The following is a 23,717-nucleotide window of genomic DNA, read 5'->3' as shown; positions in this document are numbered from 1 at the left end:
GCCAGCCTGCCATTCCCCTGGTCAAAACGCCCAAGAAATAGAGCAAATTGGCATATTTCACTGCCCAGCCCACCCCCCTAACCTAGATCCCAACAACCTCATCACCCGGATCAAGGGACACAACAAAAATGACTGAATACAAACTCGCGCTGGTCGGCTTCGGCGGTGTAAACCGGGCATTGGCTCAATTGATTGCCGAGCGCAATCAGCAGTGGAAAACCGAACTCGGCTTCACCCTGAAAATCGTCGGCGTGACCGACCTGTTCCTCGGTTCGGTGATGGACCGCCACGGCCTCGACGCCGCGTCACTGGCCAAACTGCCCACCACCAAAGGCGCCATGGCCCAACTCCCCGGCGGCACCGTCGACGCCCTCAACGAAGCCGTGATCAAAGACTGCGGCGCCGACATCATCGCCGAAGCCACCTTCACCAATCCCGTGGACGGCGAGCCCGCCACCTCGTTCTGCCGCTGGGCCCTGGCGCGCGGCAAGCACGTGGTCACCACCAACAAAGGCCCCATCGCCCTGCACGGCGCCGAACTCAAAGCCCTGGCCCAACGCAACAACGTCGCCTTCGAATACGAAGGCTCAGTGATGAGCGGCACCCCCGTCATTCGCCTCGCCAAACAATCCCTGGCCGGCAGCTCGATCACCGGTTTCGAAGGCATCCTCAACGGCACCTCCAACTTCGTCCTGACCTGCATGGAAGGCGGCCTCGGGTTCGCCGAAGCCGTCAGCCAGGCCCAAGCCCTGGGCTACGCCGAAGCCGACCCAACGGCAGACGTCGCAGGCTATGACGTGCGCCTCAAGGTAGTCATCCTCGCCAACGAACTGCTCGACGCCAAACTCACCGTCAACGACGTCACGTGCAACGGCATCGCCTCCCTCAGCCTCGACGACATCGAAAAGGCCCGACAAAACGACGCCCGCTGGAAACTCATCGGCGCCGCCACCCGCAACGCCGACGGCTCCATCAGCGCCAGCGTCGAACCGCGCCTGCTGAACAACGACCACCCACTCGCCAGCATCAGCGGCGCCACCAACGCCGTGTCGTTCACCAGCGAACTGCTCGGCGCCGTTACCGTCTCGGGCCCGGGCGCAGGCCGTACCGAAACCGCCTTCGCACTGCTGTCGGACATCATCCACATCCACCAATCGGCAACCCGCAAACAGGAGCACAAACTGTGAACGTATCGCGCCTGGCCCTGGCGGTTGTCGAACCGCACATCGAAGTCCTCAACCCATTTGATGGCAGCATCGTCGGCACCGTCGCCGACGTGTGCGCCTCAGAAGTCCCGCAACTGCTCGAGACCGGCCGCAATGGCGTCAAAGCCTGCGCCGCACTGCCACGTCATCGCCGCGCAAGCATCCTCGAACAAGCGGCACTGAACATCGAACGCGACGCCAAAGCCTTCGCCCGGCTGATCGTCGACGAAGCCGGCAAGACCCTCAAACAGGCCGAAAAAGAAGTCAAACGCTGCGTCAACACCCTCAAGCTCTCCGCCGAAGAAGCCAAGCGCAACGCCGGCGAAATCGTACCGTTCGATGCCTACGAAGGCGCCGAATCACGCCAGGGCTGGTTCACCCGCGAACCCCTTGGCCTGATCGTCGCCATCACCCCCTACAACGACCCGCTGAACCTGGTCGCCCACAAACTCGGCCCGGCCATCGCTGGCGGCAACGCGGTGATCCTCAAACCGTCCGAGCTGGCGCCGTTGTCGGCCCTCAAACTGGTCTCGTACCTGGTCGCCGCCGGCCTGCCTGAAACCGTGGTCACCGTCGCCACCGGCGGCGCGGAACTGGGCAAAGCCCTGGTCGCCGCCCGCGACGTGCGGATGATCTCCTTTACCGGCGGCTTCGTCACCGGCGAACAAATCGCCCGCACCGCCGGCCTGAAAAAACTCGCCATGGACCTCGGCGGCAACGCCCCCGTCATCGTCATGGGCGACTGCAACCTCGACGCCGCCGTCGACAGCTGCGTCTCCGGCGCCTTCTGGGCCGCCGGGCAAAACTGCATCGGCACCCAACGCCTGCTCATCCACGCCCCGATCTACGCCGCCTTCCGCGAACGCTTCGTCAACCAGGCCCAAGCCCTCGTCGTCGGCAACCCACTGCTCGCCAACACCGACATCGGCCCGATGATCACCCAGCAGGCCGCGCAGAACGCCGAACAGGTCGTCAACGAAGCCCTGCAACAAGGCGCCACCTTACTCTGCGGCCACCGCCGGCAAGGCACCTGCTATGCCGCGACCGTCCTGGAAAACGTCGACCACACCAGCCGACTCTGGCGCAATGAAGCCTTCGCCCCGGTGGTGGTGTTGCAGCCGTTCGACACGTTCGATGAAGCCATTGCGTTGGCTAACGAACCTGATTACGCGCTTCATGCCGGGATTTTCACCAACGACCTGTCCACGGCTATGAGTGCCGCACGACGGATCGAAGCGGGGGGCGTGATGATCAACGACTCTTCGGATTTCCGGTTTGATGCGATGCCGTTTGGCGGTTCCAAGTACGGCAGTCTGGGCAGGGAAGGGGTGCGGTTTGCGTACGAGGAAATGACCCAGCCGAAGGTGGTTTGTTTGAATACGTTGGGGTGATGGGTTCGGGTTGTTGGCGTCGGGCAGGTTGGTCACCTGCCCGATTTTTTTGCGGCATCCAAAAAAGCCTCGATTCTTGCGTTTCACAAATATTTTTCAAGGGCTGTCGGCCAAATCATCCTGGCTCATCTAAGCTGAATTTTCCTGGAATATGCGCCAAGTGCCTTCTCACACGAATGCGGCCAACCCGGCTTGCGGCACCGCTCAGCAGCCAGGCGGGAGGAAAGGATGCCGAACTTACTGGTGGTGGTTTGGGAATTCGATACACGCAGATTAAGAATCCCCGTCGAGAACAGCCTTCTCTGCATACAGCTTAGAATCGGGGCTTTGCTGTACATGGCGAGAACTGCCTTCGCCAAACATGTCGATCAACATAAACTGAATTATTGCCTTGTCGTCGCCCCCGAGTATCTTTTCTCCAAGGAAATGCCTACCTCGTTTATTTCGGAGGAAGAAAAAGAAATCATCCGGGCAACATTGGCAGATATTTCAAACAGAAATCCATGGCTGATATTCGTCCCAGGCACGACGCTTTGGTTCAAGTCAATGCAGCGCCCAGACTCCAGGATGCGGAAAAGGGAAACCCAGCAGTTGAAATCGTGGGGTCAGGCCAGAAATATCAACAAGGCAAAATATGGTGTGGAAATGGATGCGGTCGTGAATGAAATCCCGGGGTGGGACCGCATGAACAAAGGGGTTTATGGCGATTATGCAGCGGCTACGAAGGAGCGGATCGCAGAAGGTTCAAAAGCCGGCGACGGAATCGTTAGAAACACAGGTTTCATCATTTGGAATGGAAACGTTTTTTACCAGCATAAACGTTACCCCAATATCGGAAACGATGGGCTGGAAGAGCTGAATGACGCGCAGTTCTGGGAAAACAAGATATTCATGCCGGGCAGCTATCGGGAAACCCCAGCGGTCCATGGGCTGCAGATGGCTTTGGAAATATGCGCAGAACATTTCATTGGCGCGACGGTTTTGCATAAGAACAACGTCCTGGATTTCCATATCCTGGTCTCGGCCAGTATTGCTCTCGATGAAACTCGTGTAGGCGTAAAGCCTGGGGGGTACGTGGTTCATGCGGATTCAGAGGGCAGTGCAGTTTACCGGCGCGAAGGCATGAACCTGGTTCAACTCCAAGCCATTGATGAAACCGAAATAGGCTTGTTGGGTGTTGAAGCCGGCCGCGTCAGGAGTTTTGTTTGCGCGATTGCACAAGCGTGAGTCTGATCCGCTCCCTGTGGGAGCGAGCCTGCTCGCGATATCAATATCTCTGCTCCCACCGCTCTCGAGTCTCAAGTCGCCACCAACAACATATCCCAATAACGTGTACCCAAAATCGACTTTTGGCGACATGACACCCTACACCTCGGTCAGATGTTTATCGTGACGCCTTAGGACCAGCCCTGACCCACACCGCCTTGCGCCATTGCCTACAACTACGCCAGAATCCGCCGGCTTGTGCGCCTTGGGTCACCTCGGTAGTTTGAATCCGTCACTGCTCATCAGTGATCGGGTTTAGTCGCCCGTCGTTGCTAAGTCGCTCAAGCGTCCATCAGTCAGGTATCCCCATTCCTGCACTCGATGGTGGCTGTGCGCAGGGCGCCTTCGGGCGCGCCGATTTCTTAGCTCGTCGGTCGACTAACCTGCGTACAGCTGCCTCCCATCGTTTAGTCGCGATCGGGTCGTGGCCTCAATCAAGAGAGCTAAGGCTATGGTCAAAATTACACCGAACCCCCCGGCTACAGACGAAACCGTTTCTCGCGTCCAATCCGCTCGTAACAAGAAACTCGATGAAGCTGCCACGCGTGCTTTGGATTTTTATCTGAAGCCTACGCCGAAGAATGAAACCTCTGACAAACCCAACACCATTTTACGTATCGCACCTGACGTTGATTCGGAATGTCTGCTTGCCAACCTCAGCGAGAACCTGGCTTCGGCCAATGCCATGATCAATGATCTGGCGTTTGATCTTGAGGGATCGCGACGACGTGTTGCGATGGGGATCTTGCAGGTGATTGAGGTGAGTGAACTGTTGGCGAATCGGGCTTTGGATATTGTTGAGGTGAGGTAGGGCTTGACGCCACTGTCCTCTGTCCTTGGGGGACTGAGGACAGTGGCCGTCAGAAAATCTCCGAATGGTCAATTGTGCAGAAGCCTGTCATGTCGCTAAAACACCATTTCGACGACACGTTCCATTCTCATGTCGCTGGCGACGACATGAGAATGGAACGTGTCGCAGAAATCGAAAAACAGCGACACGTTATCCCCTCGTGTTTACACTGACGACACGAGAGGGCGCCTGACTGAACGCCCTTGCCCTTTATTCCAAAGGACCAGGATCGCCCCATGACTGCAGCCCCTAATGTCTGGCAGGCCGATAAACCGTATAACCAAATACCGCCTCTGCCTCCGGCAGCCGAATTGGAAACCCGTGCAGTCCTCAAGCGCTGTATAGACGCTCGCACGGCCTTGGCCGAGTTGAAGCAGGCAGCCGAACTGATCCCCAACCAAACGGTGCTGATCAACACCATCCCCTTGTTGGAAGCCAAGGACAGTTCCGAAATCGAAAGCATCGTCACCACCACGGACTTGCTCTTTCAGCATGCCCAGGAGGGTGAGGGCCATGCCGATCCGGCGACCAAGGAAGCCCTGCGCTATCGCAAAGCCCTGCACCATGGCTATCTGTCACTGGCCGAACGCCCATTATCCACAGGCACGGCAGTTGAGATCTGCCGCACGCTCAAGGGCGTGAACATGGACATTCGACGCGTACCGGGCACCCAGCTGGCCAACGACCGTACCGGCGAAATCATTTACACACCACCGGACGGCGAAGATCATCTACGTGATTTGCTCGCCAACTGGGAGCGTTTCCTGCACAACGAGACGGACCTGGACCCGCTGGTGCGCATGGCCGTCGGGCATTACCAGTTCGAGGCGATTCACCCGTTCACCGATGGCAATGGCCGTACCGGGCGGGTACTTAATACGCTGTATCTGATTCAGGAGGGGTTGCTGAATCTACCGATCCTCTATCTCAGCCGTTACATCATTGCCCACCGAGCCGACTACTACCGTCTCCTGCTCGACGTCACCCGTGAACAAGCATGGGAGCCTTGGCTGCTCTACATGCTCAGCGCCGTAGAAGAAACCGCCCGCTGGACCTGCGCCAAAATCGCCGCTATTCGCAGCCTGTCCGAGCACACCACCCAATTCGTTCGTGAACGACTGCCGAAAATCTATTCCCGTGAGTTGGTGGATGTGATCTTCGAACAACCGTACTGCCGCATCCATAACGTCGTCGAGAAACAAATTGCCGGGCGTCAGGCCGCTTCTCGCTACCTCAAAGACCTCGTCGACATCGGCATTCTGCAAGAAGCGCAGGTCGGCAAGGAAAAGCTCTTTATCCATCCAAAACTGATGCAGTTGTTGGTTCGCGATAACAATGAGTTCAAGCCTTACGGCTGACCTTCTCAGCGGAAGGTGGTTTGTTTGAATTCGTTGGGGTGAGGGGACGGGTGTTTATTGGGGGAGGTGAGATCCAGGGACGGCTGACGTTGCCTTGCGCCATTGCCTACAACTACGCCAGAATCCGCCGGCTTGTGCGTCTTGGGTCCCCTAGGTAGTTTGAATCCGTCACTGCTCATCAGTGATCGGGTTTCGCAGCCCGGACTCTATAGGCGCACAACGTCACCTTCGAAAGCAGATCGCCCATGTCTGTGATTTCGTCTGAGGTGGCTGTGCGTGGGAGACCTTCGGGTCTGCCGGTCCCTAGAGTCCCGGTCTGCGAACCCGCGTACAGCTGCCACCCCATACTTCGTTTCGCAGCGAAGGGTGGTAGCTCCAACAGACTCTAGGAGCTTTACCATGGTCAAAATTACACCGAACCCGCCGGCTACCGACGAAACAGTATCTCGAGTTCAATCTGCTCGTAATAAGAAGCTTGATGATGCTGCGAACCGAGCTTTGGATTTTTATCTGAAGCCTACGCCGAAGAAAGAAACGTCTGACAAACCCAACGCCATCTTCCGAATCGCACCTGATGTTGATTCGGAATGTCTGCTTGCCAATCTCAGTGAGAACCTGGCTTCGGCGAATGCCATGATCAGTGATTTGGCGTTTGGCCTTGAGGGATCACGACGGCATTTTGCGTTGGGGATTTTGCAGGTGATTGAGGTGAGCGAGCTGTTGGCGAATCGGGCTTTGGATATTGTTGAGGTGAGGTAACAAGGGGCCGCGCTTACCCCGGATATGTAAAAAAGGTCTTGCATGGCAAGGCCTTTTTTACGTAAGGGCCGCTCGTCCAATGCACCTACGGGTGTTGCCAAGGCAATTGTGCAAGCACCTCCTGCACAATTCACCGCATCAAAGCGGCTGATCTATGCATGCTATGCGGCTGTTCGCCACGCATCCTATGTTAGTGAGCCTGCTTTATTAATTCACTGAGTCGCTGCCATTGCCGCGCAGGCTATGGCGACATCCTTTCATGTCGTTGATCGCGACATATTCGAAAAATATGTACCCGAAATCGAGTTTGACGACAAGACCGCTCATGGTCTAGCCAACCGTGAAGCTCGACGGCTGCCAACAGGCAACCCACACCGCCTTGCACCTTTGCCTACAACTACGCCAGAATCCGCTGGCTTGTGCGCCTTAGGGTGCGTCGGTAGTTTGAGTCCTGTCACTGCCATAAGTGATCGGGTTTGGTCGCCCGTCGTTGTTAAGTCGTTCAAGCGGCCATTGGACAGATTCTCCGTTCTTGTACTCGATGGTGGCCGTGCACAGGGCGCCCTCGGCGCACCGATTCCTTAGCTCCTTGATCGACTAATCTACAAGGGACTACCTGACGGCAGTGATGGCGAAGCCCAGTAAAATACGTGATTGACGATGTGAGCGTGAGATTGGCGGTAGAGCGCTCGCAATACCTTGATGCAGACGGAACTCGTCACAGAGGACTACCACGTCTTATTTGAGAATGCATAAAGAAAATCATGCAAGCTGAATTCGGAAGTCTTACCGACTTTTTACGTCGTTGGGGTAGTGCGGAGCGTAAATGGGCTGTACTTGAAGAGCTGGAGTACCGCTGGAAGTCCTGCGGCGGGCTGTGGCCATTGGCAATGAGCTGGATATTTTTGATTTGGTTTCTCATCTTGCCTTCGACGAGAAGCTACTCACTCGTCGACGGCGAGCTAACAACGTGAAAAAACGCGACGTTTTCGGAAAATACAGTGACCAAGCCCGCGCTGTGTTAGAAAACCTGCTTGACGAATTCGCGGAGCACGGCGTGCAGGATACTGGAGCTCCCGCCCTTCGATCAGTTCGGCAGAAAAACACAAATTCGGCGCGACATTTTTGGTGGCCTCGAGCAATACACCCAGGCCGTGCATGAGCTTGAGCAAGCGCTTTACGACAATTCCGAACAGAAGCAGGCTTGATCTCGTGTCAAGCCGAACAATAAGTGAATCAATCGATGAACCTCAGCAGTATCATTAAGTCCATCCAGGACATCATGCGCAAGGACGACGGAGTTGACGGTGACGCCCAGCGCTTGGCACAGCTTACCTGGATGCTCTTTCTTAAAGTCTTTGACCAGCGCGAAGAGGAATGGGAAGGCGACAATGCCCAATATCAATCTCCTATTCCAGAACGTTTCCGCTGGCGCAGTTGGGCTAAATATCTGCCCAATGCCGAAGGCAAGAAGAAACCGCAAATCGCTGGCAATGAGCTCATTGCCTTCATCAATAACGAATTGTTCCCAGCCCTTAAAGACCAGATCGATGCGAGCAAAAGCCCGCAGCACAAAGTCATCAAGCAGGTTTTTGAAGACGCCAATAACTACATGAAATCTGGCCCACAGCTGCTTGCAGTGATCGAAAAATTGGAAGAAGCGATCCACTTTGACGACTTCACACAGCGCGCCCAGTTGGGCGATGTCTATGAACAACTGCTGAATGATCTGCGCGGTGCCGGCAATGCGGGCGAGTTCTACACTCCTCGCGCCATCACCTCCTTCATGGCAGATCGCGTCAACCCGCGTTTGGACAAGCGCGAAGCCGTTTTGGATCCAGCTTGCGGCACAGGCGGCTTCTTGACCGCGGCCATCGATCACTTCCGTAATCAGCTCACAATCAAATCCAGTTCCGAAGACAAACGCGCTATTGAGGGGCTCATCCATGGCATCGAAAAGAAGCAGCTGCCCCACCTGTTGTGCACCACAAATATGCTACTGCACGGCATTGATGTGCCGAGCCAGATAGAGCACCGCAACACCCTAGGCATCGGTTGGAACGAGTGGAGTGCTAACGACCAAGTCGATTGCATCATTACCAACCCACCTTTTGGTGGTTATGAGGATGATGGCGTCGGCACCGACTACCCGGCCGACCTACGCACCCGTGAGACAGCCGATATGTTCATGGCCCTCATCATCAAGAAGCTGCTGAGGGAAAATGGTCGCGCTGCCGTGGTGTTGCCCGATGGTTTTTTGTTTGGCACCGGCGTTAAGGATGTCTTGAAAAAACTGCTGCTGCGCGACTGCAAGCTGCACACCATTATCCGTTTGCCCAAAGGTGTTTTTGCTCCCTACACCACTATCAAAACTAACCTGCTTTTCTTCACCAAAGGCGCCACAGTGGACAATGGCACAGAGCATTTCCACACAGACACTATTTGGTTCTACGAGCACCCCTATCCGAAGGGCTACAAGAGCTATTCCAAAACCAAGCCCATTCAGTTTAAGGAATTCAAAGCCGAACAGGAGTGGTGGGGCCATGAAGCTAATGACTTTGCTGACCGAGTGGAAAACGAATTTGCATGGAAGGTCGATTTCAAGGCCAAGCATGAACAAGCCGAAGCCGCCGCACAACCGTACTGGCAGCGTGCTGAAGCGCTGAACAGTCAGGCTGCCGCGCTGGAAGGTGAAGCTAACGACTTGCGGAAGAGCCTAGTCGGTACCACCGACGCATCTTATCGTGAGAAGATTGACGCCCAAATCGTCGAACTGCGCGCGGAAGCTGAACCGCTGCGCCTGCAAGCCCGCGATGCGCAGCTTGCAGGTGATCGTATCTACTGGCCTATCTTCAATCTCGATGAGCCAAATCCAAACAAGCTGCAAGAAGAAACTCACGATCCCGACCTGCTTCTGGAGAAATACAGAAAGCTGCTGGGCGAAATCGAGGAAACCGAAAACCAACTCAAAAGCGAACTCGCCGCTGCGCTGGCGCATCATTTTATCGGTGAGGACGACTGATGGACGCGCAGCAGTTTTTGGCCGAGTTTGGACATATTGCAAATGCGCCGGGGGGAGTGGCGCAGTTACGGAAATTGGTGCTTCAGCTCGCAATCTCCGGGCGACTTACTGAACGTGTGGAATGCGACACCAACGCACTTGAGTTGATAGAGGCGAACAGAGATTCTCAGAAGTCCTTGGTTGCACAAAAGGCTCTCAAGCGGCAACCAGCCCCGAAGCCCGTTATAAGAAGCGATCAGCCATGGATGCTGCCAGAGGGGTGGGCTTGGACGCGTCTAGGTTCGGTTACCAACTATGGGGCTGCACCCAAGGTTGAGCTCGATGATGTGAAAGAGGACACATGGGTGCTTGAGTTGGAAGACATCGAAAAAGGCACTTCGAAGCTATTATCAAAGGTCTTCGCTCGCGAGCGTAAATTCAAAAGCACGAAAAACGGTTTCCCTGCTGGGGCAGTGCTTTATAGCAAGCTACGCCCCTATCTCGATAAAGTCTTGATAGCCGAGTCGTCGGGTGTCTGTACGACCGAGATTATTCCAATTTCATACTTTGAAAATATCAACGCTGGATACTTACGTTGGTATTTAAAGTCACCTTACTTCATTGCTTATGCGGATGGCTCGACCTATGGAATGAATCTTCCACGGCTCGGTACCGATGCGGCGCGAGAGGCGCTATTTGCTTTTCCTCCCCTAAAAGAGCAATCCCGTATAGTGGCCAAAGTCGACGAGTTGATGGGCTTGTGTGACAAGCTGGAAGAACAACAAAAATCCCGACGCATACTGCAAAACAATCTGCGCCAATCCACCCTACAAGCCGTCGCTTGCGCCACCAGTCCGCATGAGCTGCAAACTACCTGGGCACGCGTTGCCTACAACTTCGGGCAGCTGTTTCATGTGCAGGAGGATGTGGTAGCGTTCAAGGGGGTGATTCTTGATTTGGCGGTATCTGGCGAATTGCTAAACACTGAACATTGCGACGCTAATATTGGTGGTGCCGACTTGCTCAATGCAATTGCAGCGAAACGCATCGAGTGGTCAAGAGAGTCTGTTGATCAGGAGCAAAAAGAAGCTTTGGCGATGTTGAAGAAGCTCCGCACTCAGCAAGTGTCTATTCCCGACGCTCCATTGCCTGAGCATTGGACTTGGGCGTCACTGCTACAGGTATCGCAAGCCGTTGTTGATTGCCACAACAAGACCGCACCATATGTCAACGAAGGCATTCACCTCATTCGCACCACCGATATTCGTAATGGTCGAATGGATCTGACTAGCACAAGAAAGATCTCAGAAGAAACCTATGCCTATTGGGCTCGGCGTATGCCGCCTAAAGGTGGCGACATCTTCTTCACGCGTGAAGCTCCGATGGGTGAGGCTGCGATCGTTCCTGATGGAGAAAGGGTGTGTCTCGGACAGCGCTCAATGCTAATTAGACTCTTTCACGAGCTGTTCAGTAATCGATTTCTTCTGTACGTAATTCAGAGCCCGAGTTTTCAAGCTCGAATGATTGATACAGCTATCGGAATGACGGTTAAGCATCTGCGGGTTGGTGGTGTTGAGGATCTGGTTGTTCCTGTTCCACCTAAGGTCGAACAAGATCGAATTGTTGCCGTTGTCGATGAGCTTTTCCGGATGTGCGATCAGTATGCAGATCAGTTATCTCGGAAACAGCGGATTGCAACCAACTTTGCAATGAGTGCTATTTCCAGCCTCACTGGAGTTGCCATCGCTCAAGAAGAGGAACCCATGAAAGTCCCACAAACCGAACTGCGTGCTCCGCTGCGCTTGGGAGTTGCGCCAGGCATTAAAGCTCAGGCTCCGCTGGCCACCATCTTGGCCCGTCACAACGGAGAAATGGGCGCTAAGGATTTATGGCAGCGCTTCGGCGGTGAAATCGATGCGTTTTACGCGCAACTGAAATTCGAGGTTGTTCACGGCTGGATTCTTGAACCTGCAGTGGCCGAAATGTGCGAAAAGCATGCCGAAGCGGTGAGTGCCTGATATGCAACTACAGCGTATCCGTATCACGGTTTTTCGTAATCTGCGCGATCTTAATATCGTCTTCGATTCACATTTGCAGCCTTCTGTGGTGGGAGCACTAGATGCACGGCCCAAGGCAATTCGCAGCCACGCTTTGATCGGCCAAAATGGCACCGGAAAGTCGAACCTTATCGAGGCGCTTATTACGATCTTTCGCGATGTGGATCTGGATCGCGAAGCGGCTTTCGATTACACGCTGGAATACAGCATTCGCGGCCACGCCGTTCGCATCGAGGCCGACACCACTAAGCAAAAACGCCCCTTTGTATGGGTGGACGATAAGATCGAATCGCAAGGCTATCTGCTTAAAAACCGCGAACTGCTACCTGCGCATATTTTTGCCTATTACTCCGGACGTAATGAACGCATCGAAGCCTTGTTTCAGGAGCATCAACGCCGCTTTAGCCTGCGTCAGGAAATTACGACAGACGAAGTGCTTTCCGAGCATTTACTGGATAATTTTAGGGGTTCTGATTCCGATATTCGTGCAGTTGAAGAAGCCAAGCGTCGCCGCGAGTCTCGACTGAAGCAAGCGGGCGATGACCGCCTGCGCCGCTTATTTTACTGTCGCGGCGGACACAGCCAACTAGTGTTACTGGCGTGTTTGCTGTCAGACGACCCCGTGTTCAAGAAGGTGCTAAAGAATCTGCACATTGAGTCGCTGGAGTCCGCACTGTTCGTTTTGAAAGAACCACACCGCCTGCGTGAAAAGCGCCGTAGTGGCAAGTTCGACGAACAGGAACTGAATGAAGGTGATCCTCGTTTCTGGTATGCCCGCGGCAACGTAGTAAGCGAGTTCCTCGACAAGCTCTGGCAAGTGGCTTGGGCGCCCATCGAACAGGAAGCAACTAAACAGATTGATTTCCGTGGCCGCAGTGAGAAACAAAAGCAGCTCTATCTGTTCGTATCCAGCCAGGACAAACTCAAACAACTCGGTGAGCTGATAGGCGGCACCGATAGCTTCTTTCGTTATGCCGAAGGTGCGTATATCGGCGATCTGATCGATGAAGTACGCATCACCGTCAAAAAACGTGATGAGCACGGCGGCAAGGTTAGCTTTACCCAGCTTTCCGAAGGCGAGTTGCAGATGCTCACCGTGTTGGGGCTAATGCGAATCACTCGCGAAGATCAATGTCTGTTCCTGCTCGACGAGCCCGACACTCACTTGAACCCGATTTGGAAGCTTCGTTACTTTGACGACATCGAAGGGGTTCTGACGTCAGATGACGCATCGTCTGCGCAAGGTGAGTCGCAAATTCTTATCACCACCCACGATCCGATGATGGTCGGTAGCCTAAAACGAGAGCAGGTGCATATTCTGCGCCGTGATGGCAACCGCACGGTGGTGGACATTCCAGACGAACACCCACAGGGAATGGGAGTGACCGGGCTGCTCAAAAGTGAGTTGTTTGGCTTGTCCTCCACGCTGGACATTGAAACCGAGCGCCGCCTGTTCCGTCGTAATGAATTGTTTGTAAAGACGCCACGCACATCAGAAGAAGAGGCCGAGTTGAGCCGCCTATCGGCCGAACTGGCCGACTTGGGCTTTTCCACGGCTGATTTCCGTGATCCAGATTACGCGTTGTTCGTTCGTAAGATGGCGCAGCATCGTCGTTTCCGGAAACCGGTGTTGACTCCGGAGGAGCAAGCCGACCAAGACGCGATTGCTGACTTGATCATCGACGAGATTTTGCGTGAGGAGGGCGCTCAGTGATTTGGATCGACCTTAGGAACAAATTGCCTACTGCCAGCATCCCCAACTGGGATCCAACCGCTACAACCCAGCAGTGGGAGCCCTGGCCTCAGGCGAAGTGGGATGCATGGTTAGCCAAATCCGAACGGTTAGTTGCTGAGTTGGTGGCGTTGGACTCGGCGGGTGCACGTGAAGAGCGAAACTCTCTAATAGATAGTAATAGTGCGCACTGGGGGGCACTGAAGGACTGGTTACTGGCTCTGTCAGCAGGAAAATGCTGGTTCTCAGAAGTCCGTGAGTTGTATTCGCACTATGACGTTGAGCATTTTCGCCCTAAAAAAGAGGCAAAGGCGCTAGATGCCTCTGTGCGTGATGGCTATTGGTGGCTGGCCTTCGATTACATGAATTTCCGTGCCTGCGGCAATGTCGGTAACCGCAAAAAAGGCGGCTGGTTTCCGCTTAGGGATGGATCGTTGTGTTCATCCTTTGCTGATCCATGTGAGGAGTCGGAAACCCGATATCTCCTCGATCCTATTGACGACGACGACGTTGATTTAATCGCTTTCGACGAAGAGGGAAAGGTTATCCCTATGCCCGGTACATCTGAGTGGGATCAACAGCGTGTTCAAGAAACAGTTAGTCGACTGAAACTTAATGATCACGTCCCTCTGGCTGAGGAGCGTAGAAAAATTTGGCAAAAAGTGGATAGGCTGATTGAAGACTTCAGGACAGCTAAGGCACGTTGTGGGGGCAATAATCCAGCTGCCAAAGCGAAGTTATTAGAAGTACGCGCTCGGATTCGAGAAATGACCAGCCGTACTGCTGAGTTATCGGCCGTAGCTCGCTGGTGCGTACTTTTTCGAAACGAACCGCTCCTAACTAAGCTAGTGAGTTAGGCATGCACCGGCTCTAGTTAGGGACTGATTTAATTAGAGCCTCACTGGAAGGCAGCAAGGCAGGTGAGTAGCTGTTGTAGCTCAAAACGGCGTTGAAGAGCAACGGACAGGATATTCCTGAAGCGCCCGTGATAGCTAAGCTATCGGTAGTCGCATAGGATTATTTGGACAATTAAAAAGCCGGCTTATGGCCGGCTTCTCGTTGACTAACTCAGTTCGTTTTTGACAAACCTCACCAGCCTTCAAAACGTACATCCGGCTCTTGCGGCCGGCTGTGGGACTTGGTCAGAAAGTGATCTGCCTTGTCGGTGCGAGGCGTGGGCTCGCAAATGTGGGGCGGAGGATACGCGGGTTTTTGGCAGAATCCCAGTGGTAAGTGGTGTGGAATCATTGGGTTATCGGTGGTTCAGGTGGAAAAGCGGGGGCTGCTTCGCAGCCCAGCGGGGATGAATCCCCTCGCCACAGATTTGCTCACTATTGAGGTTTCTAGCCACTGAAGCCCAACCACTGGGGCTTCGGGGGTTGTCTTTTTGTGGGGTGGTCAATCGCACACCGGTGGTCTCTGTTTGTTGAGGGTGGACCACCAGAAGACCCAGCCGATGACGCGGATGTGTTGTGCGTCGATCTGTTCGGCGCTGAAGACTTCGTCCGGGTAAGCCGCGCTGTTGTGGCTGCGCAGGCGCAGGCGGTTGCCGGGGATGCGGTGCAGGTATTTGATGCGCAGCATGCCGTCGTGTTCGAGGGCGTAGATTTGGCCGTCGACGATTTGGGTCAGGCCGCGGTCGATGGCGAGGGTGGAGCCGTCTTCGATGCGTTCGGCCATGCTGTCGCCGACCATGGTGGTGCAGATGGCGTCGTTGGGGTTGATTTCGAGGGATTCGAGGTGGCTGCGGGGCAGGCGGATGGATTGGTCGGGGATTTCGGTGATGTGGGTTTTGGTTTCGCCGGGGGCGATGGGGACTTCCTTGTAGAAAGGCAGTTCGATGTCCGTGGGTTCCACCACGCTGTAGACGCCATCGTTTTCGGCCGCCTCATAGGTGGTGCCGGGGCCGAGGCCCAATGGGGTTTGCGGGCCTTCGCCGTGGGCGAGCCACTCGGGGCTGACGGTCAGCAGGCTGGCGATGGAGTGGATGCGCCCTGGCGGGATGCCACGGTTGAACCAGTTGTTCACGTGTTGGGATTTCACGCCGTATAACTTCGCGAAGTCGGCGGATCGGATATTCGCTTCTTTTAATAGGGCTCGGAAGCGGTCGCCACTGGAAAGTATTTTCATAAACGGAAAGTTTAGGGGCGACTGTGCTTTCGGCAATAAACATGTCGTTCAAATATATAAGACGATCTTTCCGATTGCAGGATTTGAAAGGCGCGGGCTAAACGTGCTTACACAGTGTTAATACATCTTCGTATTAAGAACCATTAAGGCATAAAAAAACCCCGGGGCAACCGGGGTTCTTTATCAAGTTTGTTTCAGCCTTTGTAGGCGGCAACCGACTTGGTGATCGCTTCGCGGGCGGCGTCTGCGCCGGCCCAGCCTTCGATCTTGACCCACTTGCCTTTTTCGAGATCTTTGTAGTTCGCGAAGAAGTGTTCGATCTGCTGGATCAGCAGCGGCGGCAGGTCGGTGTATTCCTTCACATCAACATACAGCTGCGACAGTTTGTCGTGCGGTACTGCGATGACTTTGGCATCGCCGCCGCCGTCGTCGGTCATGTTCAGGATGCCGACCGGACGGGCGCGGATGACCGAGCCTGGGGCCACTGGGTAAGGGGTCACGACCAGCACGTCGAGGGGGTCGCCGTCGTCGGCCAGGGTGTTGGGGATGTAACCGTAGTTGGCCGGGTAGAACATGGGGGTGGCCATGAAACGGTCAACGAACAGGCAGTCGCTGTCTTTGTCGATTTCGTATTTGATCGGGGCGTGGTTGGCCGGGATTTCGATCGCGACGTAGATGTCGTTCGGCAGGTCTTTGCCAGCCGGAATCTTGCTGTAGCTCATTGGGCGGTGCCCCCGTTAGTTGACCAAATGACTGGTCGGATTGACCAAAAAGTGGCGGCGATTATAGGCATATTCGGCCGCTGTTGCCACGTTACCAGGGTCTTAGAGACCTTAGTATGACGCCTGATAGACCGGATCTTCGGCTTGAAGTTGCCGCAGCCGGGCCAGAGGATCCTGGCGGTAGAACGCCTTGAGCTGTTCGTAGACACGTGGATAGGCCTGGTGCAGCAGGTCCGGGGCGCTGAAGAAGTATTCGCTGGTGACGGCGAAGAACTCCGCCGGGTTTTCCGCGGCGTAGGGGTCGATGAGGGTTTCGGCGTCGGGGTTGTGGTCCAGTTGGCGGTCGAGGTCGTCGAAGGCCTGTTGCATGGCGTCAGCCCAGTCGCTGACGCGCATGTCGGCGTGCAGGGGCGGCAGGCCGTTGGCGTCGCCGTTGAGCATGTCGAGTTTGTGCGCCAGTTCGTGGATCACCAGGTTGTAGCCGTCCCAGCCGCCGCTGGCCATCACGCCGTCCCAGGCCAGGATGATCGGGCCCTGGGGCCAGGCTTCGCCGCTGTGTTCGCCGTCCCATTCGTGCTCGATGCCGCTGGCGTCGCGGTAGCGCTGGGGGCTGAGGAAGTCGTCGGGGTAGAGGACGATTTCGTGGAAGCCCTGGTACCAGTTCAAGTCGCCGAGGTGCATCAGCGGCAACTGGGCCTGGGCGGCGAGGAGCAGGCGTTGTTCCTGGTGCAGTTCGACGCCGGGCAGGGCGGTGAGGTGTTTATCGTGCAGGAACAGCACGCAGGCTTCCCGCAGCCATTGGTCCTCGGCGGGGCTGATGCCGTCGAGGAAGCTCAATTGTTGGCGCACCCGCTGCCAGGTGTCGTCGGCCACGGGGTGTTTGGCGAGGGTGCGTTGGCGACGCCAGTTGCTCAGGGACCACATGGGCGATCAGCGCGGCTGGGCGTTGGAGCCGCGCTGGCTCAGTTTGCTGCGCACCAGGCTGATGATCATCGGCAGCAGCGACAGCAGGATGATGCCCACCACCAGCAGCGACAGGTTCTGCTTGATGAAGGGCACGTTGCCGAAGAAGTAGCCGAGGGTCACCAGGCCGCCGACCCAGAGGACGGTGCCGAGGACGCTGAAGCCGAAGAAGCGCGGGTAGGGCATTTTCCCCACGCCGGCGACGAAGGGGGCGAAGGTGCGGATGATCGGCAGGAAGCGCGCCAGGGTCACGGTTTTGCCGCCGTGTTTGTCGTAGAAGTCGTGGGTTTGTTGCAGGTAGTCGCGGCGGAAGATTTTCGAGTTAGGGTTGCTGAACAGTTTCTCGCCGGCGGTGCGGCCGATGAGGTAGTTGGTGCTGTCGCCGAGGATCGCCGCGAGCATCAACAGGCCGCCCAGCAGCACGGGGTCCATGGCGCCACCGGCGGCCACGGCGCCGGCGATGAACAGCAGGGAGTCGCCCGGCAGGAACGGCATGACCACCAGGCCGGTTTCACAGAAGATCACCAGGAACAGGATGGCGTAGATCCACGTCCCGTAGTTGGTCACCAGCATGTCGAGGTACACATCGAGATGCAGAATGAGGTCGAGGGGGTTGAAATCCATGCATGACACCTGTGTTGGTGGCCTGGCTCGGCAGGCTTTGGGTCGGGCTTGGAGTATGGCCACAGAGTGTGTAGCTTTTTCTTACAAGCCGGGAAGAGCGGCATTATACGGGCTGGAGAGCGGGGAGCGGGGTGAGTTTGTAGCTAGGGATTTCGGTGGTGTTGTGGTTGGGTACCGGCTGGGTGAAGGCAGGGTGAAGGCTCTTGTGGCGAGGGGATTTATCCCCGCTGGGCTGCGAAGCGGCCCTAAAAGCAGGCAACTCGGTCAATCTGATACACCGCGTGCTTAGGTTTTGGGGCTGCTGCGCAGCCCAGCGGGGATAAATCCCCTCGCCACAGGGTGGGTAGTGTGTCAGGGGGATGGGGGGCGCGGGTTCTTGTGGTGAGGGGATTCATCCCCGTTGGGGCGCGGAGCGGCCCTACATCAGTTGAGTTGGTCAGTCTGATACAGCGCGTGCTTAGGTTTTGGGGCTGCTGTGCAGCCCAGCGGGGATAAATCCCCTCGCCACAAAGGGGTTGGTGTTGTGGCAGGGGGATGGGGGGCGCTGGTTCTTATGGTGAGGGGATTTATCCCCGTTGGGGCGCGGAGCGGCCCTAAATCAGTTGAGTCGGTCAATCTGATACACCGCATGTTTAGGTTTTGGGGCTGCTGCGCAGTCCAGCGGGGATAAATCCCCTCGCCACAAAGGGTTTGGTGTTGTGGCAGGGGGATGGGGGGGGCGCTGGTTCTTGTGGTGAGGGGATTTATCCCCGTTGGGGCGCGGAGCGGCCCTAAATCAGTTGATTCGGTCAGTCTGATACACCGCGTGCTTAGGTTTTGGGACTGCTGCGCAGTCCAGCGGGGATGAATCCCCTCGCCACAAAGGGGGTGGTGTTGTGGCAGGGGGATGGGTGTGCGCTGGTTCTTGTGGCGAGGGGATTTATCCCCGTTGGGGCGCGGAGCGGCCCTAAATCAGTTGAGTCGGTCAGGCTGATACACAGCGTGCTCAGGTTTTGGGGCTGCTGTGCAGCCCAGCGGGGATAAATCCCCTTGCCACAAAGGGGTTGCTGTTGTGGCAGGGGGATACAGCTACTGGGCTTAGAGTTCTTCGCTGATCGGCAGCACGTAGTTCTTGAATTCGGTGTCTTCCTTGAAGCCAATGGACTCGTAGGTTTTCTGCGCGACTTCGTTGTTGCTGCTGGTGGAGACGCGCATGCGTACGGCGTTGGTTTCCTTGGCCATTTTTTTCGCGGTGCGGATCAGGTTGTCGGCCACGAGTTGGCGGCGGGCGTCTTCGGCGACGTAGATGTCGTTGAGGATCCACACGCGCTTGAGCGACAGCGAGGAGAAGCTTGGGTAGAGCTGGCAGAAGCCCAGCAGTTTGGAGTCGTCGTCATCGGGCAAGGCCAGGTAGATCACCGATTCCTTGCGGCGCAGGCGCTTTTCGAGGAAGGCTCGGGACGAATCCGGGTAGGGCAGGGAGCCATAGAATTCCCGGTATTTGACGAACAATGGGGTCAGCAGGTCCAGGTGTTCCAGGGTCGCTTGGATAATCCGCATGGTAGGTCTCGTCTGCAAGGGTCGACAGATATTCAGACAACAACATCGCGCTGCCGTGCTTTTGATGCTGCCTGAAAGCGGATCAAAAACGCAATCGGATAAACGGATCAGTTTCGGGGCGGCGCCAGTAGGAAATTACCTTTCATATCGGCAGCGTTTTCCGAATCCAGAGTGTGAACCTGGGCTTCGTCCTTCAGATTGACCCCCGAAAGCTGGCGGCGGCAGGCCTCGCGCATCAGGTAGATCAGGCGGTGGGCGGCCATGCCGTAGCTCAGGCCTTCGAGGCGGACATTGGAGATGCAGTTGCGATAGGCATCGGTCAGGCCGACCTTGGGGGCGTAGGTGAAATACAGCCCCAGGCTGTCGGGGGAGCTGAGCCCAGGGCGTTCACCGATCAGGATCACCGACATTTTCGCGCCGAGCCGCTGTGCCACTTCATCGGCCACGGCGACGCGGCCCTGTTCCACCAGGATTACGGGCGACGTGGACCAGCCTTCGGCACTGATCTGTTCTTCCAGCCGCGCCAGGAACGGCAAGGTATGGCGATGCACCGCCAGCGCCGACAGGCCGTCGGCCACCACGATGGCCAGGTCCACGCCACCAGGATGGGCCGTAGCGTAGTCCTGCAGGATTTGCGCGGACGCGTCATCGAGCCGGCGGCCCAGGTCCGGACGCTGCAGATAACTGTGTCGGTCGGCCGCCGCGCTGTGGAGCAACAGGCTTTCGCGGCCGCGCTCGGTCAGTTGTGCGCGGATGCCCTGGTGATCGAACGCCAGGTGCACGGCATCGCGGGCCTGGGCGTGGGCGTATTGGAAGTCCAATTGCGCCTGGGTCGGCAGGCTGGTGCCGGTGCGGCCCAGGGCGATGCGGGCCGGGGTCAAGTTGCGCAGGTTGAGCCAAGGGTTTTGCGGATCGACAGGTGATTTATCCATGGGCAGGTCTTATCCCAGATGCGCCAAGGCGTGACGGAACGCCGGTGGCAGGTTGTCGCCAAACCGCACCCGGCCATCGGCCTGGGTGAAGATGCCCATGTTCGCCAGCCAGGTTTCGAACTCCGGCGCCGGTTTCAGGCCCAGGGTCTGGCGGGCGTAGAGGGCGTCGTGGAACGAGGTGGTCTGGTAGTTGAGCATGATGTCGTCGGAGCCGGGGATGCCCATGATGAAGTTGATCCCGGCCACGCCCAGCAGGGTCAGCAGGGTGTCCATGTCGTCCTGGTCGGCTTCGGCGTGGTTGGTGTAGCAGATGTCGCAACCCATCGGCACGCCCAGCAACTTGCCGCAGAAGTGGTCTTCGAGGCCGGCGCGGATGATCTGTTTACCGTTGTACAGGTACTCGGGGCCGATGAAGCCTACAACCGTGTTCACCAAGAATGGGTTGAAATGCCGTGCCACGGCGTAGGCCCGGGTCTCGCAGGTCTGTTGATCGACGCCGTGGTGGGCGTTGGCCGACAGGGCGCTGCCCTGGCCGGTTTCGAAATACATCAGGTTGTTGCCCAAGGTGCCACGATTCAGGCTGAGCCCGGCGTCGTAGCCTTCTTTCAAGACGTTCAGGTTGATGCCGAAACTGGCGTTGGCGGCTTCGGTGCCGGCGATGGACTGGAACACCAGGTCCAGGGGCACGCCGCGGTTCGCCGCTTCGATGGAGGTGGTGACGTGGGTCAGCACGCAGCCTTGGGTGGGAATGTCGTAGCGCTGGATGATGGCGTCGAGCATTTCCAGCATGGCGCAGATCGAGGCGGTGCTGTCGGTGGCCGGGTTGATGCCGATCATGGCGTCGCCGTTGCCGAAGAGCAGGCCGTCGAGGATGCTCGCGGCGATCCCGGCCGGTTCGTCGGTGGGGTGGTTGGGTTGCAGGCGCGTGGACAGGCGCCCGCGCAGGCCGAGGGTGCCGCGGAATTTGGTCACCACGCGGATTTTCTGCGCCACCAGTACCAGGTCCTGCACGCGCATGATCTTCGACACGGCGGCGACCATTTCCGGCGTCAGGCCCGGGGCCAGTGCCCGCAGGCTCTGTTCGTCGGCGGCGTCGCTGAGCAGCCAATCGCGAAAACCGCCCACCGTGAGGTGGCTGACGGTGGCGAAGGCTTGTTTATCGTGAGTGTCGACGATCAGGCGGGTGACTTCGTCGACCTCGTAAGGAATCAGCATTTCTTGCAGGAAATGGCTGAGAGGCAGGTCGGCCAGCGCCATTTGCGCGGCCACCCGCTCGCCATCGTTGAGCGCGGCGACCTCGGCCAGGAAATCCCCGGAACGCGCCGGGCTGGCCTTGGCCATCAGGTCCTTGAGGCTGTCGAAGCGGTAGGTCTGGGCGCCGACGGAATGGGCGAATGCGGCCATGGGGCGGTGTCCTCCTGATTCTCTAAATAACTCAAATACACCCCATACCCTGTGGGAGCGAGCTTGCTCGCGATAGCGGTGTGTCATTCAACACATGTGCCGGATGTTAGACCGCTATCGCGAGCAAGCTCGCTCCCACAGAGGGTTGGTGTGCACTTTTAAATAGCAGGCACCAGGCCTTCAGCCCGGTGCCGGTGCAACTTTCAGATACCTGTGAGCATAGCGTCCGCCGGTGCATCGGAGCGTTGCTTGGCAGTCAGTTGGAAATACAGGTAGCCGACCACCATGAACGCCAGGAACACCAGCCCGATCAGCATGTTGAACCATGCCATCGCCACCAGGCACACCACCGCCAGGAACAGCGCAATGCCCGGCACGATCGGGTAGCCCGGGGCGCGGAAGGTGCGTTCCAGGTTCGGTTCGGTCTTACGCAGCCTGAACAGGCTGAGCATGCTGATGATGTACATCACGATGGCGCCGAACACCGACATGGTGATCATCGCCGCCGTCAGCGTCATGCCTTGCAGGTTGACCAGGCCATCGCTGTAGATCGCCGCGATGCCGATGACGCCGCCGGCCAGGATCGCCCGGTGCGGGGTCTGGAAACGCGACAGTTTAGCCAGGCCACGGGGCAGGTAGCCGGCCCGGGCCAGGGCGAAGAACTGCCGCGAGTAGCCGAGGATGATCCCGTGGAAACTGGCCACCAGGCCGAACAGGCCGATCCACACCAGCATGTGCATCCACGTTGAATTGTTGCCGACCACGGCCTTCATGGCTTGGGGCAGCGGATCGTTGATGTTCGACAGGGTGCGCCAGTCGCCCACGCCGCCGGCCATGATCATCACGCCGATGGCCAGGAACACCAGGGTCAGGATGCCGCTGACGTAAGCGCGGGGAATCGTGCGTTTCGGGTCCTTGGCTTCTTCGGCGGCCATGGCCGCGCCTTCGATGGCGAGGAAGAACCAGATCGCGAAGGGGATCGCCGCGAAAATGCCCGGGATCGAGGCGAGGGTGAACTCGTTGGAGCCGGCCCAGCCATTGAGCACGAAGTTACTGAAGCTGAAGCCCGGCGCGACCACGCCCATGAACACCAGCAACTCGGCGACCGCCAGCACGGTGACCACCAGCTCGAAGGCGGCGGCGATGCTGACGCCGAGGATGTTCAGGGTCATGAACACGATATAGGCGCCGACCGCCGCCAGCTTGGGGTCCAGCTCGGGGAATTGCACGTTGAGGTAGGCGCCAATCGCCATGGCGATGGCCGGGGGCGCAAAGACGAACTCGATCAGGGTGGCGATCCCGGCGATCAAGCCGCCTTTTTCACCAAACGCCCGTCGACTGTAGGCGAACGGCCCGCCGGCGTGGGGAATGGCGGTGGTCAATTCAGTGAAGCTGAAGATGAAGCAGGTGTACATCAACGCCACCATGAGGGCGGTGACGAGGAAGCCCAGGGTGCCTGCGGTGCCCCAGCCGTAGCTCCAGCCGAAGTATTCGCCGGAAATCACCAGGCCGACGGCAATGCCCCATAAATGCAGGGTGCCGAGTGTGGGTTTGAGTTGGGTGGTAGAAGTCATAAGTCCTCTCTGTCTTTTTTATTGTTTGATCTGTTGGACTTTCGGGTTTGCTGTGGAGCGGGCACGCAAGGCTCATGCCAGAGCGGCAGGGCGGTGTTTCTGTGTGTGAATGAGGACGCCATCGCGAGCAAGCTCGCTCCCACAGTGGATCTGGTACCAACCCTGGAAAAGAGTTATCCACAGATCCCTGTGGGAGCGAGCTTGCTCGCG

The 23,717-nt window shown here is 57.1% G+C and carries 18 protein-coding genes and 1 pseudogene; 11 read left to right on the top strand and 8 right to left on the bottom strand.

Translation table 11 applies throughout. The annotated features are described in order from the left end of the window. Positions 1-128: 128 nt before the first annotated feature. The 11 genes and pseudogenes from ACMTA2_RS28915 to ACMTA2_RS28865 all read left to right on the top strand — a co-directional run bounded on the left by ACMTA2_RS28915 (position 129) and on the right by ACMTA2_RS28865 (position 14,476). Positions 129-1,187 carry a homoserine dehydrogenase gene (locus ACMTA2_RS28915; RefSeq protein ID WP_413792809.1) on the top strand — a complete coding sequence of 353 codons (1,059 nt, stop codon included), beginning with the start codon at positions 129-131 and terminating at the stop codon, positions 1,185-1,187. Continuing rightward, complete coding sequence (locus tag ACMTA2_RS28910; RefSeq protein WP_413792808.1) at positions 1,184-2,596, top strand: aldehyde dehydrogenase family protein; 1,413 nt, start codon at positions 1,184-1,186, stop codon at positions 2,594-2,596. Before ACMTA2_RS28915 ends, ACMTA2_RS28910 begins: the two co-directional genes overlap by 4 nt. Before the next feature lie 228 nt (positions 2,597-2,824). After that, on the top strand, positions 2,825-3,823 hold the full coding sequence (locus tag ACMTA2_RS28905; protein ID WP_413792807.1) for a hypothetical protein: 999 nt from the start codon (positions 2,825-2,827) through the stop codon (positions 3,821-3,823). A 490-nt stretch (positions 3,824-4,313) separates the two neighbouring features. Then, positions 4,314-4,673: a DUF6124 family protein gene (locus tag ACMTA2_RS28900; RefSeq protein WP_413792806.1), complete on the top strand. Its 360-nt coding sequence runs from the start codon at positions 4,314-4,316 to the stop codon at positions 4,671-4,673. A gap of 275 nt (positions 4,674-4,948) precedes the next feature. Next, positions 4,949-6,070 carry a protein adenylyltransferase Fic gene (fic, locus tag ACMTA2_RS28895; RefSeq protein WP_413792805.1) on the top strand — a complete coding sequence of 374 codons (1,122 nt, stop codon included), beginning with the start codon at positions 4,949-4,951 and terminating at the stop codon, positions 6,068-6,070. 399 nt (positions 6,071-6,469) lie between these two features. Further along, positions 6,470-6,829, top strand: a complete 360-nt coding sequence (locus tag ACMTA2_RS28890) for a DUF6124 family protein (protein ID WP_413792804.1) — start codon at positions 6,470-6,472, stop codon at positions 6,827-6,829. Between the two features lie 641 nt (positions 6,830-7,470). After that, positions 7,471-8,037 (top strand): annotated as a pseudogene (locus ACMTA2_RS28885) (type I restriction-modification enzyme R subunit C-terminal domain-containing protein); the annotation flags it as partial. A 35-nt stretch (positions 8,038-8,072) separates the two neighbouring features. Beyond that, complete coding sequence (locus ACMTA2_RS28880) at positions 8,073-9,851, top strand: class I SAM-dependent DNA methyltransferase (protein ID WP_413792803.1); 1,779 nt, start codon at positions 8,073-8,075, stop codon at positions 9,849-9,851. Beyond that, positions 9,851-11,848, top strand: coding sequence for a restriction endonuclease subunit S (locus ACMTA2_RS28875; RefSeq protein ID WP_413792802.1), 1,998 nt, complete (start codon positions 9,851-9,853; stop codon positions 11,846-11,848). Before ACMTA2_RS28880 ends, ACMTA2_RS28875 begins: the two co-directional genes overlap by 1 nt. A 1-nt stretch (position 11,849) precedes the next feature. Next, entirely contained in the window at positions 11,850-13,601 is a 1,752-nt protein-coding gene (locus ACMTA2_RS28870; protein ID WP_413792801.1) for an AAA family ATPase, read from the top strand. After that, on the top strand, positions 13,598-14,476 hold the full coding sequence (locus ACMTA2_RS28865) for an HNH endonuclease family protein (RefSeq protein WP_413792800.1): 879 nt from the start codon (positions 13,598-13,600) through the stop codon (positions 14,474-14,476). Before ACMTA2_RS28870 ends, ACMTA2_RS28865 begins: the two co-directional genes overlap by 4 nt. A 541-nt stretch (positions 14,477-15,017) precedes the next feature. On the opposite strand, the gene ACMTA2_RS28860 is transcribed toward ACMTA2_RS28865, so the two are convergent. The 8 genes from ACMTA2_RS28860 to eat all read right to left on the bottom strand — a co-directional run bounded on the left by ACMTA2_RS28860 (position 15,018) and on the right by eat (position 23,507). Further along, entirely contained in the window at positions 15,018-15,749 is a 732-nt protein-coding gene (locus ACMTA2_RS28860; protein WP_413792799.1) for a LexA family transcriptional regulator, read from the bottom strand. A 194-nt stretch (positions 15,750-15,943) separates the two neighbouring features. Beyond that, the gene (gene ppa / locus ACMTA2_RS28855) at positions 15,944-16,471 is read right to left on the bottom strand and encodes an inorganic diphosphatase (protein ID WP_003205933.1); all 528 of its coding nucleotides are present in this window, start codon (positions 16,469-16,471) and stop codon (positions 15,944-15,946) included. 111 nt (positions 16,472-16,582) lie between these two features. Then, positions 16,583-17,395, bottom strand: coding sequence for a M90 family metallopeptidase (locus ACMTA2_RS28850; protein ID WP_413792798.1), 813 nt, complete (start codon positions 17,393-17,395; stop codon positions 16,583-16,585). 6 nt (positions 17,396-17,401) lie between these two features. Further along, positions 17,402-18,058: a DedA family protein gene (locus tag ACMTA2_RS28845; RefSeq protein WP_413792797.1), complete on the bottom strand. Its 657-nt coding sequence runs from the start codon at positions 18,056-18,058 to the stop codon at positions 17,402-17,404. Positions 18,059-19,135: 1,077 nt separating this feature from the next. Beyond that, a complete protein-coding gene (locus tag ACMTA2_RS28840; RefSeq protein WP_413792796.1) occupies positions 19,136-19,597 on the bottom strand; it encodes a GNAT family N-acetyltransferase in 462 nt (153 codons plus the stop codon). A gap of 107 nt (positions 19,598-19,704) precedes the next feature. Then, a complete protein-coding gene (eutC, locus tag ACMTA2_RS28835) occupies positions 19,705-20,529 on the bottom strand; it encodes an ethanolamine ammonia-lyase subunit EutC (protein WP_413792795.1) in 825 nt (274 codons plus the stop codon). A gap of 9 nt (positions 20,530-20,538) precedes the next feature. After that, positions 20,539-21,933: an ethanolamine ammonia-lyase subunit EutB gene (locus ACMTA2_RS28830; protein ID WP_413792794.1), complete on the bottom strand. Its 1,395-nt coding sequence runs from the start codon at positions 21,931-21,933 to the stop codon at positions 20,539-20,541. Positions 21,934-22,136: 203 nt separating this feature from the next. After that, on the bottom strand, positions 22,137-23,507 hold the full coding sequence (gene eat, locus ACMTA2_RS28825; protein WP_027692988.1) for an ethanolamine permease: 1,371 nt from the start codon (positions 23,505-23,507) through the stop codon (positions 22,137-22,139). Positions 23,508-23,717 lie beyond the last annotated feature (210 nt).

Source organism: Pseudomonas medicaginis (assembly GCF_965119365.1).
Classification (GTDB): domain Bacteria; phylum Pseudomonadota; class Gammaproteobacteria; order Pseudomonadales; family Pseudomonadaceae; genus Aquipseudomonas.
This window is presented reverse-complemented; position numbering and strand designations above follow the sequence as displayed.